Origin of the sequence: Paenibacillus sp. J14 (genome assembly GCF_000518465.1) — a bacterium.
Lineage (GTDB): Bacteria > Bacillota > Bacilli > Paenibacillales > Paenibacillaceae > Fontibacillus > Fontibacillus barengoltzii.
In genome coordinates this window covers 1-15219 of sequence record NZ_JADQ01000012.1, presented here as the reverse complement: position 1 = coordinate 15219, position 15219 = coordinate 1, and the positions used below count along the sequence as shown (strand labels likewise).

Here is a 15219-nt window from a genome sequence, read left to right as displayed (position 1 = left end):
TATAATGATGGAATCCCCTTATCCTATATAATTCCCATGTTCGAAAGGATGAACTGGTCTTCATGAAACTACATACCGGCAAGCTTTATTGGCCTTCAACATTGCCGGATGCCCCCACCTATCCTGCGTTAAGTCAGGAACTTCAGTGCGAAGTCTTGGTTGTGGGCGGGGGCTTGGGCGGAGTGCTATGCGCCTACCTGCTGGCGGAGCGGGGAGTCGATACGGTATTGGTGGAACGGGATCAAATCGCCGGCGGAAGCACACTGGCCAGCACCGGGCTGCTGCAATATGCCAGCGACAAACCCCTCACCTCGATGATCCATACCTTCGGCGAGGAACCTGCCGTTCATTTCTATCGCCTTAGCCGCAATGCGTTGGAACGGTTAAAGCAAATCGCCTCTAAACTGGACGGTTCGGCACGATTTACGGAGCGCAGCACGATATACTTGGCCAGCTCCGAACAAGACGTGGACGCGCTGCAGGAGGAATGCGGACGACTTCAGCGTTTGGGGTTCCCTGCGGTCTGGTGGTCCGCTGGCGATATCGCAGACCGCTTTCCTTTCCAAGCCCCAGGGGCGATCTACACGAAGGGCGATGCGGAGATGAACCCGTACACCTTCGTGCACGGTATATTGCGGGAGGCGGCGCGACAAGGCGTACGCATCTTTGAGCATAGCCCGATGCATGGCAGCCAGCGCGACGAAGGCGGACGGATTCGCTGTCGCTGCGGCGACGGGACAGTAACCGCCCAGCATGTGATCTGGGCCACCGGCTACGAAGCACAGCAGTTCAAGAAGGAGAGCGGTGCTCATTTCCGAGCCTCCTACGTCATCGTCACCGAGCCGGTTGCCTCCTTGAACAGCTGGTACGAAAAAAGCCTCATCTGGGAGACAGCAAGGCCTTATCTATATATGAGAACAACGCCGGATGGACGGATTATCGCCGGCGGGCTGGATGAGGTGCTTTCCGGCGGAGAGCTGCCTGCGGGCCGAGAGATCCGGCAAAGCGAGCGGTTGCTGGAAGAAATTCATAAACGGTTTCCGGATCAGGACCACCTGTCCGTCAGCTATGCTTGGGGAGCCGTATTTGGAGAATCCCGGGACGGCCTTCCCTTTATCGGGCCGCATCCCTACTTTCCCGGGTTTTATTTCCTGGAGGGGTACGGCGGAAACGGGACCGTGTGCAGCATGATCGGGGCGGAGATGATCGTGGATCACCTGACCGGTACGCGTCGGGAGGACATGGCCATTTTTTCGCTCACGCGGACTACCAAGCCCGTGCCTACACCACCGAAATAGAGCTATCAGGCGGCTTTGGCCGCCCCTCGCTTCAACAGCCGGCGCAGGGCCAACCAGCTCAGCACCGGAGCCCCCCCCAAGGCGAACATCAGCCAGGTGATCGTGGGCATGCGCGGAATGATGGAATAGACCGCGATGAACAACAGCGTTCCGCCCAATCGCCCTACGGTAATGCTAAGCTCGCGAAGGACAATCAGCTCCACCCGCTGCTCCACGCTTTCCGGACTGTTGCCAATCAAGTCGAAAACCGAAGAGATGACAGGTATCAAGTAAAGCGGCAAAAACAAGGACGTCCCCACCCCCATCACCATCAGGGTGACGTAATTGACCTTCCAGAGCAACGGAAGGATCACCGCCGTGATCAGCAAAGCTCCAACCAGCATCCCGTAGTAGCGTGCTGGGATTTTCAGCCATTTCCCCACCGCCCAGAAGCTGACGAGGGAGACAAGGGACGTGATCAGCGAAAACTGTCCGATCCGCCACTCCGCCGATGTGCTGATGAAGATCAGCAGATTGATCAGGAACGAAAAGACGCCTTCACGCAGTCCATGCGCAGCCGAAGCGGGCGCCGCCTGGCGCCACGGACTTCCCTTCTTCAGCATGTGTACGGGAGCCAGCCAGTGATAAGGACCTCCCGTTTTTCTTTTTTTCAGCCAGAAGCTGAGTAAGATCCCCACCCCATAAACAATTAACGAGATGGTAAAAATCAACCGGTATCCGGCCTCCCCTTGTTTCATGGAGATGATCCAGCCGGAGATCCACGGGCCAAAAATCCCGATCACTGAACCGAGGATCCCAACCCAGCCGTTAAATCGGTCTCGCGTCTCAACATCCGTCACCTCGAAATACACGACGTTGAAGGCGAGCCAGAACAACCCCGAACCGGTTCCAAACAACAGCCCAAGCGGCCATATGTAGTCCACCGTATGTTTGCCCGTCCACAGCACCAGCAAATAGAAGATGCCCGAGACGATAATGCCGAGCCGTAAAAAGATCATTTTATCGCGTTCCTTCACCCATTTCCCGGCGATCCAAAAGACAAGTCCCAAGGCCAGCTGCTGGCTGAACGTAAACCAGGCAATCAGGTTAAAATCCGCTTTGACTTTCCAGATATAGACGTTCAGGAACGTGCCCGACAAGGCGCCGGCAAGCACGAACAGACCGTTCACCGCCAGCAGCAGGATGGATTGGCTGTTCAGCTGTTTTTTCATAGATACGCTCCTCCCGGCCAAACTTCGAGTTCCCCCTGTAAGATACCCAAAAATGACCGAAGCATGAGACAACCGCAAGCTTGCCAGCAATCTCCCAAACGCGAAAAAGCCCCGTCCATCAAGGACAGGGCTAAGTGCTGCCAAATTTTTTACTTATTGTCTTCTTCACCAGCAATCGTCCGAATCATGGCGATCCGGGCGTCTTCGCCCAAGAACCGGCTGACATGGAAGCACGCGGTGCAGACATACACGTTCAGCTCCGCATCCCCCGACAGAAGCGGATGGTCTCCATTGGCAGGTACAAATCCGCTGTGATCCGGAACCAGCTTCTGCTTCCCGGCATACACCATATATTCCCGGCAATGCGGACATTCCGGTACTTCGTCTTGCGCGTCAAGCAGTTTCTCCACACTAGTCTCGTACTTCAGCAAATCGCCGCCCGATGCCGTAAACGCCTCAACCCGGCGGACGCCTCCGAGATGCGAGTCGCCTTCATCCTCATCCCAGTAAAGATCGTCATCCGCATCCTCATCTTCCTCATCATGGGAATGCTTCCGATCATGGAAGGGATGATCGTTCTCCTCGTCTTCGAACTCTTCCTCCGAGCCCAGCGTTATATTGATCGTCCGGTAGCCCTTTAGTTCATTTTGGCAGTGAGGACATACCTCCTCCGGCCCTATCTCTTCATCCCAAACGATCTCCGTTTGGCACCATGGGCAAATCGTTGTATCCATTCCCAACTACGTCCTTTCGTTACCAAATTAAGCATTCCACAAATAAATAATGCCCGCGGCCAAAAACAGAATAGAGGCGATAAATAGCACCCTGACCAGGTTTTTCACGTCGTTCTACTCCTTCAACTGAGATCCCTAACCGATACAAGCGCCGATCAAAAAAGACACCGACACCGATACGGCCATTGCGATAAAACCAACGCTGGTGTTGCCCGCTGCAATCTCGTCGTCGATGCGAAACACCGGCGTTAAAAATTCAAACAGCAAATAAGCAGCGAACAGCAGCAAGGCTCCAACCGACGACCATATCATGAAGTCGTAAATCGAGGGATGTGCCGCTGCATAACGGATAATGTTCGCCAGTCCGAAGATTTTGCCGCCGGTCGCCAGAGACGCGGCCACGTTGCCGCGCTTGATCTCCTGCCAGCAGCGATATCTTGCAAACAGTTCGAAGCAAGAAAGAAACACAATCAATTCTAATACCGCCACGGAAAAATACCCGATCATCAGCCCCAGCGGTTGCTCCAAGATCGGATCAATGCTTTCCTTCATAGCGCCCTCTCCCCTTATACCTTGAGGCGATTCGTTCTTACTTCAGCTCAGCAACTGTTACGCCAGTTCCGCCTTCCCCGTAGTTCCCCAGGCGGAAGCTCTTGATATGCTTATGCTTGCGAAGATATTCTGAGATCCCGGACCGCAATATCCCGGTCCCTTTCCCGTGAATAATATAGATCTGGCCTAAATTGCTTAAATAGGCTTCGTCGATAAATCGATCAACCTCGATTAAGGCCTCTTCCAAATTCGCTCCACGCAAATCCAGCTCGGTACGGACGTTCTCATCGCGCGTCCGCTTGACATTCGCGGTCGTCCGTTGAACCGGCTTGCTGGCCGGAGGCGCCGCGATCAGCTCCATGTCGTCCAAGCTCACCTTCATTTTCATGATGCCGAGCTGCACGATTGCTTCCTTGTTGCCGGAGAGCTCAACGACATGCCCCTTCTGGTTCAAGCTGTAAACCATCACTTCGTCGCCCGGTTCGATCTGCCGCGGCGGTTTGGCTCCCTTGCGGGCCACTGCACTCTTCTTGCGGCGCTGCGGCTCGGCTTCATCCAGCTGCTTGCGGGCTGCAATCAGCTTATGCTCCTTCACGGCCGCGCCTTCTTCCATCGCGAGGCGGCGCAGGTCGCTGATAATCCGCTCGGCCTCCTGTCTTGCCTTGGCAATGATCGCGGCCGCTTCTTCCTCCGCCTTCTCCAGGCGCTTATCCCGCTGCTGCTCCAGCTTCTCCAGCTCGGCGGCATGGCGTCTGCGCAGCTCTTCCATCTCGCGCCGCAGTTGCTCAGCCGTTTCCCGCTCCTGCTCGGCCCCCAAGCGGTTCTGCTCCAGCGAAGCGATCATGTTTTCCACACGCATGTCCTCTTCAGTCACTTCACCGCGAGCATACTCCAGAATTCGCTCCGGCAGCCCCAGCCGTTCAGCGATGGCAAACGCGTTGCTTCGGCCCGGAACACCAACCAACAGACGGTAAGTCGGGCTTAACGTCGCAACGTCGAACTCCATGCTGGCGTTAATGACGCCTTTGCGTTCATAAGCATAGGCTTTCAACTCGCTGAAGTGGGTCGTCGCCACCATCCGGCAGCCCAACGAATGAATATGCTCCAAAATCGCGATAGCCAGCGCCGAGCCTTCCGCCGGGTCAGTTCCCGCACCCAACTCATCCAGCAAGACCAAACTCTTCGGCGTCATTTGGCGCAAAATCGAGATAATGTTCGTCATATGGCTGGAGAAGGTACTTAAGCTCTGCTCGATGCTCTGTTCATCGCCGATATCGGCGTAAATAGCATCAAATACGCAAAGCTGGCTCCCGTCTTCCGCTGGGACGAACAACCCGGACATCGCCATCAAGCTGAGCAGACCAATCGTCTTCAGCGTGACGGTTTTCCCCCCGGTGTTCGGCCCCGTAACAATGATCGTCGTGTACTGGTTCCCCAGCTCCACATCAATCGGCACGACCTGGTCAGCCGGAATAAGCGGATGGCGCCCCTTCTTCAGCTTGATGAACCCGCGGTCGTTCATGCGAGGCAGCGTCCCTTTTAACTCCCGCGCCAACCGGGCCTTAGCGAAGATGAAATCCATTTGCCCCAGTACATCTCCATCGTACAGCAGCAACTCGGCTTGCTCTCCAACCAGGGCGGTCAGCTTCTGCAAAATGACCTCGATTTCCCGTTCCTCCCGCAGCCGTGTCTCGCGCAGCTTGTTGTTCATGGCCACAATCGATTCCGGCTCAATGAACAGCGTAGCTCCGGATCCCGACTGATCGTGGACGATCCCGCCAAAATGCGCGCGGTATTCCGCTTTAACCGGGATGACGAAGCGGTCGCCGCGGATCGTGATCAGCTGATCCTGCAGCATCTTCGATACTGAAGCAGAGCGGATCATCGCATCCAGCTTCTCCCGAATCCGCACCTCCCCGCTCCGCAGTTCGCGTCGGATGCTGGCCAGCTCCGGACTAGCCGTGTCGAGCACCTCTGCACTTTCGTCGATGCAGCGTTTAATCGCATCCTCCAGTGGCTTCTGATCGCTTAAGGTATCGCTTAAGTGATGCAACAGCGGAACTTCGTGATCTTCGTGCATCGTGGCAATATACCGCTTAATCCGGCGTGAGCCTTCCAGCGTCGTTGCAATGCCCAGCAGCTCATGCGGGTTCAACGTTCCGCCGATCCGAGCCCGCTTGACCGCCGGGGTGATGTCCACGATTCCACCGAATCCGGGCGCCCCCTTAAGCCGGTCCACCTTATACGCTTCGTCGGTGGCTTGAAGCAACCGCTTGACGTCCTCCAGATCGGTGACGGGCCGCAGCGCTTCGGCTGTTCTTTTTCCAAGTGCCGTTTGGGAAAAAGAGGACAGCTGATCTATAATTTTTTGATATTCCATGGTTTTCAAAATTTTCTCGTCCAAGTACGTTCACAACTCCCCTCGGGCTATGATCCCATTATAACGAAACCGTTCATTTTTCGCCATTTGCCCCCTTACACACATAAGAATGCGATTTGCGGAACATGATAAATGCGTATAGCCAAACGTACTTACTCTCAAAAGGAGGCTATGTAACATGCATTTTCTGGGACACGTCGTGCGATTCATCGTCTCCGCCCTAGTTCTGCTGGTTGTGGGGTGGCTGGTACCGCAATTCAGCATCGGGGGATTCGGCAGCGCCTTGCTGCTCGCCTTGGTCATCGCCCTGTTGGGCTGGGCCATTGAAGGCATTTTTGGAACGAAGGTTACCCCGTTCGGGCGAGGAATCGTCGGTTTTCTTACGAGCGCGCTCGTGATCTGGCTTGCCCAGTTCATCATTTCCGGCGTTTCCGTCTCTGTGATCGGTGCATTACTTGCAGCATTGGTCATCGGGATTATCGACCTGTTCATCCCTGTCGCAACTCCCTTTGACGCTGCCAAAGACAAAAACGATCGTTAATGGCTGTGTCAGGGCTAAGAGGCCATCCTCCGCAAGTGATCCGTTCACTGCGGAAGGAACGGCCTCTTGACTTATGGGTAAAGAAGTTCAACAATTCTTCAAACCTTTAGCCATCCACCCTCTGCAAAATACGGTATGATATTCTTAAAATTGTCACAAATCTACTGTATCGCGAGGGATTATTGTGAAGAAAAGCATAGCCATCGTCGCAACATCTGTGCTCTTGTTGCTTGTTACCGCTTGCAGCGGCAGCAAAGCGGCTGAAACCAACGGCAACGCCGAGAGTAATATCCAACCGGAAGCCGAGCTGGTGATCGAAGCCAGCAACTATCAATTCGATCAAGCCGAGTACCATTTGAAGAAAGATGTTCCAGTCAAAATCGTCTTCAAAAACGCCTCTGGTAATCACGGCATTCTTGTGCCCGGTCTGAAACTGCAATTGGACCGCAAGAACGACTCCGCGGTGATCGTGCCAACGGAAGCCGGCGAGTTCGAAATGGCGTGCTCGGTTATGTGCGGATCCGGCCACAGCGCCATGATCTCCAAAATTATCGTTGAATAAACGTGTCATCCCATGCAGCAAGAGCCCGCAGCGCACCGCCGCGGGCTCTTGCTCTTGTTGCATCAAAGCGATCCTCTCGCCACTAACCTTGATCCTGCTCCAGCAATTCAATCCATTCGTTAAATTCCGATTGAAGCTTGGCGTAGTCATCTTTCAGCCGCTGGTACTCTTCATCCCGCGCAGCCTGCCGCTCCTGCTCCTTCTCCCGCTCCAGCTGCAACAGCCGGAACTGATGGGAAATAACCTCGTAACTGTCCGTAACCTCCTGCAGCTGCTCCGCCAGCTTGCGCTTCTCTTCCTCCAAGGCCTCGAAGTCGCTGGCCATGGTGATGACCCGTTCGCTGCCAGCTGCGCTTTCCTGCTGCCATTCCTCCAGTTGCCGCTGCAGCTCAGCTTCCTTCTCACGCCAAGAGCTCAGCTCGCGTTCTGCCGAAGCCCATTGCTTGCGCCACTCCTGCTCCCGCTGCTCCGCAGCCTCACGGTAGCTCGCCAGCTCGGCTGCCAACTCTGCTGCCAACTTGCGACTGTCCTCAAGCTCCTGCAACCGCCGAGCCAACTCGTCCCGCTCTTGCTCCAGCTGCCGCTTCTCTTCTCCGGCCGCCTGCGCCGCCAGAAGTGCCTGCTCCCGCTCCTCGGCAGCCTGCTCCAACCGGGAGCGAAGAGAATCCAGCTCGGCTGCCAGGGCCGACGCCTTGTCCCGCTCGGCCTGCAGCTCGTTGTTTGCTTGCTCCAGCCGGCTCACTTCGGCGGCCAGCTGCTCGTTCAGCTGTTCGCTCTTGTCCGAAGCTTCGAGCAAGCTGATCTCTAAGCGACTGATTTCCTCGCTGCGCTTCTCGGCCAGCTTCTGCCACGACTTCTCGCTTTGCTGCGCCGCTGATACTTCGGCTCGCAGCTTGTCCTCCCGCTGCTTGCGTTCCTGCAGTTGCTGTTGCAGCTGCTTGGCCTCTGCCTGCGCGGCTTGAAGCGTGCTCTGGAGCTGCTTCGTCTGCTCCTGCAGCTTCCCGCTATGCTGCTGTGCCCGTTGCTCGGCCGCTTTGGCTTCTTGCTCCCGCCGCTGCAGCTCGCTCACCTGCTTCTGCAGCTTCGCGGCTTCCTCTTTCTCCCGCGCCGTCTGCTGTTCGACTTGGCGAAGCTTGGATTGCAGCTGCGTGTTGCTGCCGCGCTGTTCGCTAAGCTGACGCTCCAGCTCCTGTACCCGGCTGCGAAGCTTGCGCGCCTCCTCCTCCTGCCCCAGCAGGGAGGCCTCCAGCTTCTCCGCTTGTCCGGCTAGCTGACGCTTCTCATTCTTCAGCTGCTGCTGTTCCTCTTGCAGCGCCTTATACATGCTCTCCTGTTTGGCATGCAAATCCTGCAGCACCGAGTTCTCCTGCAGCAGGACTGTTTTCTCCTGCTTGGCGTTCTGCAGTTCATTCTGCAGTTGATCTACCCGGATCGCTTCCTCTGCCATGCGCACGGCTGCCAGCACGGCCAACCGCGGCGTGTCCAGATGGGGATAGGCCTGGGCGATGCTGCGCATATGTTCATCCACGCGGCGCGCGACCTGCTTCATATATTCCGCGCTGCTTCCAACAATTTTATAAGAAGTCCCGTAAATTTCTACGTTTACGCTAATTCGGCCTTGGTTACTCAACGTTATGTGCCTCCTTCGGTCCTGTAAGTCGTCTCTTAGATGCGGATAATTGCACGAAAGTCACATCGAATCGGTCGTTCTACAAATGATTCGATGTGACTTCGTCCAATTCCTGCTATTTTCTAAGCTCCGCAGCAAAAGTTTGCGACAACCCTTCGACCACCTGGTCGTGGACCGCAGCAACTTCCTCGTCCGTCAGAGTCCGTTCCATATGGCGATATACCAGCGATAAAGCGACGCTCTTCTTGCCTTCACCCAGCTTGGCGCCCGTGAATACGTCGAATACCTCCACCGATTCCAGCAGCTCGCCCGCCTTTTCGCGGATTACGTCGATCAGCGCGCCCGCTTCCACATCGGAGTTTACGACAACAGCGATATCGCGCTGCATCGCCGGATAACGCGGCAGTTCTTGGTACACGTAAGCTTCGCCAGCGTTGCGGTACAACGGTTCAAGCAGCAGCTCAGCGACATACGTATCATCCAGATCCAGCTCCCGCTGCAGCTCCGGATGAAGCTGACCCAGCGTACCGATCCGTTCTTTGCCGGTAGTTCCGTTCAAGAAGATCGAGGCCGAACGTCCAGGATGGAAGCCCTGCGGCCCATCCGCTTCATATGTCATCTTATCGGCAACTCCCAGGTATTCGAACAGGCTCTCCAGCGCTCCTTTGAGATCGAAGAAATCCACCTTCTCCGCCGGAGCATTCCAGCGTTTCTCCGCCCGGTCACCCGTCAGCAACAAGGACAGCACCGGCAGCTCGTTTGGCTGCTTGGTCAGCTTCTCCTCGTTGGTACGGAAGATGCTGCCGATTTCAAACAATGCCAAATTGTCTTGCTTGCGATTGCGGTTGTATACAGCGATGTCGATCATCCCTGGCAGCAAACTGCCGCGCAGCACGCTGCGGTCCTCGCTCATCGGCATCGCCAGACGAATCTCCCGATCGCCTTCGGCCAGCTGCGGGAACTTGGCGCTTGCTCCTTCACGGATGAAGGAATAGCCCATCACTTCCTGCCATCCGCCATGGGTGAGCAATTGGCGGATCGTGCGGCGCAACGCCTGCGGTTTCGTATAACCGCCGACTGTCGTTACCCCTTCGATCATCGTCGCCTCGATGTTGTCATAACCGTACAGCCGCGCTACCTCTTCGATCAAATCGACGTCGCGCGTAATGTCGCCGCGGCGCGTCGGCACGCGAACTTCGATGACTTCCTCAGAGCCGGCACATTCGAAGCGGAGGCGTCCCAGAATGGCTTTCGCCTCCAGCGAGGAAATGTTCGTGCCCAAGTAATCGTTCAGTTTCTGAAGCGACAGGCTGACGACCTTCTCTTCCGGCTCTTGATGAACGATCTCCACGATCCCTTCCGCAACGTGGCCTCCGGCATACGCAGCCATCAGCGCAGCTGCGCGATTCAGCGCCGGGATGACGGAGGCCGGATCCACCTCTTTCTCGAACCGTTGCGAAGCTTCCGAACGAAGCCCCAGCGTCCGGGACGTGCGGCGGACACTACTGCCGGCAAATTTCGCCGACTCCAGGACAATGTTCACCGTTTGATCGGTGACTTCCGTATCGAGTCCGCCCATCACGCCGGCCAGAGCCACCGGACGATCTTCACCGTCCACGATCAAGAGTGCACCGGCTTCCAGTTCACGCTCTTGGCCATCCAGCGTCACCAGCTTCTCGCCAGCCTTGGCCTGACGCACGCCCAGCATACCGCCGGCGATCTTGTCAGCATCAAACGCATGCAGCGGCTGGCCGTACTCCAGCATGACGTAGTTCGTGATGTCGACAATGTTGCTGATCGGGCGAATTCCCGCCGCCATCAGCCGGTTTTGCATCCACAGCGGGGATGGGCCAATCTTGACGTCGGCGATGTAGCGTACCGCGTACCGGCTGCACAGGTCAGGCGCATCGATCTTAACTTGAATCCGCTCCTTCGCCAGTACCCCAGTGGAAGCAAGCTCAGGCTGCGGCAGCTTCACTTCGCGGCTCAAAATCGCGCCTACTTCATAAGCAGCCCCGATCATGCTCAAGCAATCCGACCGGTTAGGCGTAAGGTCGAAGTCCAGCACTTGATCGTTCAGCCCCAGCAGTTCAGTAATCGGCGTGCCGATCTCCACGTCCTCCGGCAACACGAGAATGCCTTCCTGCTGTTCTTTTGGCAGCAGCTTGTCATTCAGACCCAGCTCCTTGGCCGAACAGATCATCCCTTGCGACAAGACGCCGCGCAGCTTGGCTTTTTTGATCTCCAGCCCGCCCGGCAGCTTGGCGCCGACGAGCGCAACCGGTACCTTCTGGCCCGCTGCCACGTTTTTCGCGCCGCATACGATTTGCAGTTCTTCTCCCTGCCCCGCGTCCACGACACAAATGTTCAGCTTGTCTGCGTCAGGATGCTTCTCTTTGCTTTTGACAAAGCCAACCACCACGTTCGAAACGCCTTGATTGCGGTTTTCAATCGAATCGATCTCGATCCCGGACCGGGTGATTTGCTCCGCTAACTCTTCAACGTTAACCCCATCCAGCGAAATATAGTCAGACAACCATTCGGTTGATACTTTCATTGTTACTTCCCTTCCCTCTTTACGTGAAATTAAACTCTGGCAAACTGCTGCAGGAAACGCAGATCGTTGTTGAAGAAGTAGCGGATGTCATCAACGCCGTACTTCAGCATCGCAATCCGTTCGACGCCCATTCCAAACGCGAAGCCGCTGTACTCCTCAGGATCGTATCCACTCATCTCCAGCACGCGTGGATGCACCATGCCACTGCCCAAAATTTCCAGCCAGCCGGACTGTTTGCACACCCGGCAACCATGGCCGCCGCACTTCATGCACGTTACGTCAACCTCAACGCTTGGCTCCGTGAATGGGAAGAAGCTGGGGCGCAGACGAATTTGCGTGTTGGGCCCAAACATTTTGCGGGTGAATTCCAGCAGAGTGCCTTTCAGATCGCTCATCCGGATGCGTTTGCCCACAACCAGCCCTTCAATTTGATGGAACTGGAACGAATGGGTGGCATCGTCGTCATCCCGGCGGAACACGCGTCCCGGGCAAATAATTTTAACCGGTACTTCCCCCTGCATCGCTTCCATCGTCCGTACCTGAACCGGCGACGTTTGCGTCCGCATAAGCAGATCTTCCGTCAGGTAGAAGGAATCCTGCATATCACGGGCCGGATGGTCCTTCGGCAGATTCAGCGCTTCGAAATTGTGGTAGTCCGTTTCCACTTCAGGTCCTTCCGCAATCCGGTACCCCATACCGATGAAAATCTCTTCGATTTCCTGAATCACCTGGTTCAGCGGGTGAACGCTTCCTTGCTTCAGCGGACGACCCGGCAGCGTAACGTCCACTTTCTCCGCAGCCAGCCGTGCTTCAGTTTCTTGACGTTGGAACATCGCTTGCTTCTCTTCGATCACCGCTTCGATCGCGGCTCTGACCTCATTGCCGATCTGACCGATCACCGGACGCTCCTCAGCGCTTAAGGAACCCATCCCGCGCAAAATCTCAGTTAAAGCGCCCTTTTTACCCAAATATTTGACCCGAAGATCGTTCAAATGCCCGGCATCAACGGTTTCTGCCAGCTCTTTGAGCGCCTCCGCTTTTAGTGCTTCAAGACGTTCTTTCATGAATAGCTTCCTCCTAAAGGCAAAATAAAAAGGCCTTCTCTCCCGTAAGGGACGAAAAGACCGTGGTACCACCCTTGTTAGAGCACGGCATAAACCTGCCAGCCACATGGCTTGGAAGGTGCACATTGCTCTCACTCCAACGAAAATAACGGCTCGTAACCGGTATCCCCTAATGTGCCGGACTGCAATCCATCGCCTTGCGACGCTAGATATGACAGCAGCGGCAGTTCAAGGAACTGCTCCGGAGCGAACTTCGGCAGTTCCGATTCCCTAGCGGCGCTCTCAATCTCCGGCGCCCCTTCCCTGTTGGTCGGTTCCTGCTTACTCTTCTCCATCCACGCATTTCTTGTCATAATTACCTGCTATTATATGCTAAACGGACATCCGTTGGCAAGTCAGCGGTGAATTATGGTATCTTAAAGAGGTTATACCAAATGCCATGCAAACACGTCAAGGAGTGACTCGCCCAATGAACGGCAACGAACGCAAGAACATCAGACCTGGCCTCACCGTGGATATCGTCTTAAAAAAAGATCAGCCCACCGGCAAACTCACGCGCGGCGTAGTCAAGGACATTCTGACGAATTCCGCAACCCATCCGCACGGCATTAAGGTGCGGTTGCAGGACGGACAGGTAGGCCGAGTGAAAGTGATTCACCCGGACAACGCATAACTTGATATCAAAGACTTAGATCCGCCTCACCGGATGCCGCAGCACGGTTTTCATCTTCTCTGGCCCGGTTTTGCGCGGGTCTGACAAATAGATTTCATGATGCTTGCGCGTATCATCGAAATTCTCGGTTAATCCATTCGCCTTGAGGAACGCCTTCATCTTGGCCACCGATTCCGGTTCCGTCTGATAAGGGCCGATATGCAATATTTGGACGCATAATCCTTCCTCAAACACGGCTAATCTCACATCACTCAAATCGAGCCCGGGATTCTTTTTGACCGTCCGTTCCTTCACCCGATTCAGGAAGTCCTCTGTGACGAATTCCGGCTGCCGGATCATCGACGTCCACAACCAGTTGTTCCGGTTGGGATCATATCCGACGTTTATGGAGTCCCATAACCCCTCAAGCGGAGGTACCACAAAATCGTAGTACCCGTCCGGCTTATCGTCACCCATTTTGCTCATTTTAATGCCATAGGACAATGCGTACAGCTTCTGGACCGCTAACTGGTAAGCTTCTCCGTTTGGGTCCCCCTTGCCATCCACCATGAGGAACAGCATCGGCGGCACTTCAACAAGTACCGGCTCTGTTTTTGGCAGATACAGCTCCTTATCCCGCTTCTTAAAATCTACTTTTGTCACCATGTATATTTCACCCTCCTCTTAGGTTGCCCTCATTGTAGCAAGGTGAATTTGACACCTATCTGTCATATTAAGACGGGTACAACTCGGCAATTTTCTTGGCTTTGTTCCGCAAAATATTCCGAATATGCGGTGGTGAAAGTACGGTGACATTCTCGCCGAACGACAGCAGATAGCCATACACCCAATCATCTTCCGGGTAGCTGGCCGTCACAAGGTAATCGCCGTCTTCCCGCTTGTGAATGCGGGGCCGCTCGAACTCATCGAACACCCGATACGCCATATGCGGAGGAAATAAAAGCGCCAGCTCCACATAGTTGAGCCGCTCGTCTGGCATTGGGGCATCCAGAGGCACGATCTCCAGCTTCCGACGATTGAACCGGGTCTCCGTGACTTCCAGCTCTTCGATCCGGCTGATTTTAAATATGCGCAACTCCCGACTCTTCAGGCAAAAACACTGCAAATACCAAGAGCGGTTCTTAAACTGCAGCTTCATCGGCTCGACTTGACGCTCGGTTCTTTGCCCATACGAGCTATAGTAAACGAATTTTACGACCCTTTGCTCCAGTATAGCCGTTTTCAGCTGTCCAAATTTGCTGCGCTCTGCTTCCCCGCTGTTCCAGCCAGAGAAATCGACATCAATCCAGTGAACCTCTTCTTTGTGAAAAAGAGTGCTCAGCTTCGCTAAAATTTGTCTCGTTTGCAGGGCATTTGTCGCTTCCAGGCTTTGCAGCCCAAACAAAATTTCCTTCTGCTCGTCTTCAGACAACAGTGATTTGTTGAGTACGAAGTCCGGCAACAGGCCGATGCCGCCGCCCTTTCCCTTGCTGGCATATACGGGGATCCCTGCGCTGCTTAACGTATCGATGTCACGGTAGATCGTGCGAGTAGACACCTCAAATCGCTGCGCCAGCTCGGCGGCAGTGATCGTTTTACGCTCCAGCAGCAGATAGACAATTTCAAACAGGCGGTTCATCTGCATTCGCACCCTCTCCTTCTGAAGACAAGTATACCCTACAAATAAGACATCGCAATGTCATATTAAAAAAGAAGAGCCCTCAATGAGAGCTCTTCTGCTTGATGGCTGTTAGTTACGCCGTGCGTTTCATGTTCAGCGGTTGCTTAGGCGTTGGGGCTTGCGTTCCGGCATCGCCATTTTTGTGGAACAGCTTGCGGAGGTAAGGCATTACGTAGTAGTCNAGACCNATTTTACCAGCGTTTGCGGCTGCCACGAGAACCAGCACTTCAAGGATTAACATTTGTGCGTTGGTGCTTACCGTACCCGAGAAGAGGAACGCGGCGTTCATCACGAAGCCCATCAGTGCGGCGAAGGTGGTGAAGGTACCGAGGATCAGCCCCAGACCAACCAGGAACT

The 15219-nt window shown here is 55.1% G+C and carries 14 protein-coding genes and 1 pseudogene; 4 read left to right on the top strand and 11 right to left on the bottom strand.

Translation table 11 applies throughout. The features are described 5' to 3' along the window. The first annotated feature begins 62 nt into the window (after positions 1 to 62). Entirely contained in the window at positions 63 to 1298 is a 1236-nt protein-coding gene (locus M891_RS0106050) for an NAD(P)/FAD-dependent oxidoreductase (RefSeq protein WP_028538192.1), read from the top strand. Positions 1299 to 1303: 5 nt separating this feature from the next. Here the strand turns inward: M891_RS0106050 and M891_RS0106045 are convergent, their stop codons facing one another. From M891_RS0106045 to M891_RS0106030, 4 genes are all read right to left on the bottom strand, one after another. Then, the gene (locus tag M891_RS0106045) at positions 1304 to 2509 is read right to left on the bottom strand and encodes an MFS transporter (protein WP_028538191.1); all 1206 of its coding nucleotides are present in this window, start codon (positions 2507 to 2509) and stop codon (positions 1304 to 1306) included. Positions 2510 to 2658: 149 nt separating this feature from the next. After that, positions 2659 to 3243 carry a hypothetical protein gene (locus M891_RS0106040; RefSeq protein ID WP_028538190.1) on the bottom strand — a complete coding sequence of 195 codons (585 nt, stop codon included), beginning with the start codon at positions 3241 to 3243 and terminating at the stop codon, positions 2659 to 2661. 135 nt (positions 3244 to 3378) lie between these two features. Then, entirely contained in the window at positions 3379 to 3795 is a 417-nt protein-coding gene (locus tag M891_RS0106035; RefSeq protein WP_028538189.1) for a DUF350 domain-containing protein, read from the bottom strand. 37 nt (positions 3796 to 3832) lie between these two features. Further along, a complete protein-coding gene (locus M891_RS0106030) occupies positions 3833 to 6199 on the bottom strand; it encodes an endonuclease MutS2 (protein ID WP_028538188.1) in 2367 nt (788 codons plus the stop codon). A 154-nt stretch (positions 6200 to 6353) separates the two neighbouring features. On the opposite strand from M891_RS0106030, the gene M891_RS0106025 reads away from it, so the two are divergent. Continuing rightward, complete coding sequence (locus tag M891_RS0106025) at positions 6354 to 6716, top strand: phage holin family protein (RefSeq protein WP_016312961.1); 363 nt, start codon at positions 6354 to 6356, stop codon at positions 6714 to 6716. Positions 6717 to 6900: 184 nt separating this feature from the next. Further along, positions 6901 to 7278 carry a cytochrome c oxidase subunit II gene (locus M891_RS0106020; RefSeq protein WP_028538187.1) on the top strand — a complete coding sequence of 126 codons (378 nt, stop codon included), beginning with the start codon at positions 6901 to 6903 and terminating at the stop codon, positions 7276 to 7278. 82 nt (positions 7279 to 7360) lie between these two features. On the opposite strand, the gene M891_RS0106015 is transcribed toward M891_RS0106020, so the two are convergent. From M891_RS0106015 to M891_RS0106000, 4 genes are all read right to left on the bottom strand, one after another. After that, entirely contained in the window at positions 7361 to 8908 is a 1548-nt protein-coding gene (locus M891_RS0106015) for a hypothetical protein (RefSeq protein WP_028538186.1), read from the bottom strand. Between the two features lie 115 nt (positions 8909 to 9023). Beyond that, positions 9024 to 11465 carry a phenylalanine--tRNA ligase subunit beta gene (gene pheT, locus M891_RS0106010; protein ID WP_028538185.1) on the bottom strand — a complete coding sequence of 814 codons (2442 nt, stop codon included), beginning with the start codon at positions 11463 to 11465 and terminating at the stop codon, positions 9024 to 9026. 29 nt (positions 11466 to 11494) lie between these two features. After that, positions 11495 to 12529 carry a phenylalanine--tRNA ligase subunit alpha gene (pheS, locus tag M891_RS0106005; protein WP_028538184.1) on the bottom strand — a complete coding sequence of 345 codons (1035 nt, stop codon included), beginning with the start codon at positions 12527 to 12529 and terminating at the stop codon, positions 11495 to 11497. Between the two features lie 131 nt (positions 12530 to 12660). After that, the gene (locus M891_RS0106000) at positions 12661 to 12882 is read right to left on the bottom strand and encodes a hypothetical protein (RefSeq protein WP_157268768.1); all 222 of its coding nucleotides are present in this window, start codon (positions 12880 to 12882) and stop codon (positions 12661 to 12663) included. Positions 12883 to 12998: 116 nt separating this feature from the next. Here M891_RS0106000 and M891_RS0105995 point away from each other — a divergent pair, with 116 nt between their 5' ends. Then, entirely contained in the window at positions 12999 to 13202 is a 204-nt protein-coding gene (locus tag M891_RS0105995; RefSeq protein ID WP_016312967.1) for a YwbE family protein, read from the top strand. 15 nt (positions 13203 to 13217) lie between these two features. Here the strand turns inward: M891_RS0105995 and M891_RS0105990 are convergent, their stop codons facing one another. The 3 genes and pseudogenes from M891_RS0105990 to M891_RS23410 form a co-directional block, all read right to left on the bottom strand. Beyond that, on the bottom strand, positions 13218 to 13847 hold the full coding sequence (locus M891_RS0105990) for a GyrI-like domain-containing protein (RefSeq protein WP_028538182.1): 630 nt from the start codon (positions 13845 to 13847) through the stop codon (positions 13218 to 13220). A gap of 67 nt (positions 13848 to 13914) precedes the next feature. Further along, entirely contained in the window at positions 13915 to 14826 is a 912-nt protein-coding gene (locus M891_RS0105985; protein WP_028538181.1) for a helix-turn-helix transcriptional regulator, read from the bottom strand. A gap of 109 nt (positions 14827 to 14935) precedes the next feature. After that, positions 14936 to 15219: pseudogene (locus M891_RS23410) on the bottom strand (Crp/Fnr family transcriptional regulator); the annotation flags it as partial.